We start from the raw sequence: 639 nt of genomic DNA on the forward strand, positions 1-639 counted from the left end.
TCCACCGCCGGTGTGAGCGTCCTCCGACGTGCTGACTGGTCGCCCTCGCGTCGTGCTACTGTTTTCTGGTCGCGTTCAGCAACCTGTGTCCTGTCGTTCATGGCCTGCTCCTCGAATAACTGGCATTACTGGACGGTGATGGCCCGCGGCTTGGACGCTTCGCGCTTGCCGACGGTGATCGACAGGCAGCCGTTGGTGTAGCGGGCCTGCACCCTGTCGGGGTCAGCGTTCTGCGGCAGCTCGATCACGCGTCGGAAAATGCCGGTGAAGCGCTCCTGCGCATAGGTGCGGGTGTCGTCGCGGGTGTCGTCATCGGTCCCGGCCCGGGCAGGCTTGCGCTCACCGCTGATCGTCAGCAGGCCCTTGTCGATCGACACGTCGAGGTCGGCCAGCGTGAGGCCCGGCGCGAACGCGACGATTTCGATCGAGTCGTCGGTCGTCCCGATGTTCACCTGCGGAAAGGCCCCGAAGCGGCCCGAGCGGATGCTGGACGGGAAGCCGCCGAACAGGCTGTCCATCTGCCGTTGCAGACGGTCAAACTCACTGAACAGGTCGGTTCCGGAAAAGAGATCACTCATCGTATCCTCCTTCGATGCAGCGAGGAGGCGAACGGGCCTACGCGCTCCAGTCCGCCTGCCA

The 639-nt window shown here is 64.6% G+C and carries 1 protein-coding gene; it reads right to left on the bottom strand.

The window, feature by feature from the left end:
* Positions 1–125 precede the first annotated feature (125 nt).
* Positions 126–578 carry an Hsp20/alpha crystallin family protein gene (locus P0D80_RS50915; RefSeq protein WP_132380509.1) on the bottom strand — a complete coding sequence of 151 codons (453 nt, stop codon included), beginning with the start codon at positions 576–578 and terminating at the stop codon, positions 126–128.
* Positions 579–639 lie beyond the last annotated feature (61 nt).

Source organism: Paraburkholderia sp. RL17-373-BIF-A, assembly GCF_046030175.1.
In the GTDB taxonomy this organism is placed as follows: domain Bacteria; phylum Pseudomonadota; class Gammaproteobacteria; order Burkholderiales; family Burkholderiaceae; genus Paraburkholderia.

Excerpts from the sequence above, each read along its gene's own strand:
- P0D80_RS50915 (WP_132380509.1), bottom strand. The coding sequence starts at position 578 with ATGAGTGATCTCTTTTCCGGAACCGACCTGTTCAGTGAGTTTGACCGT.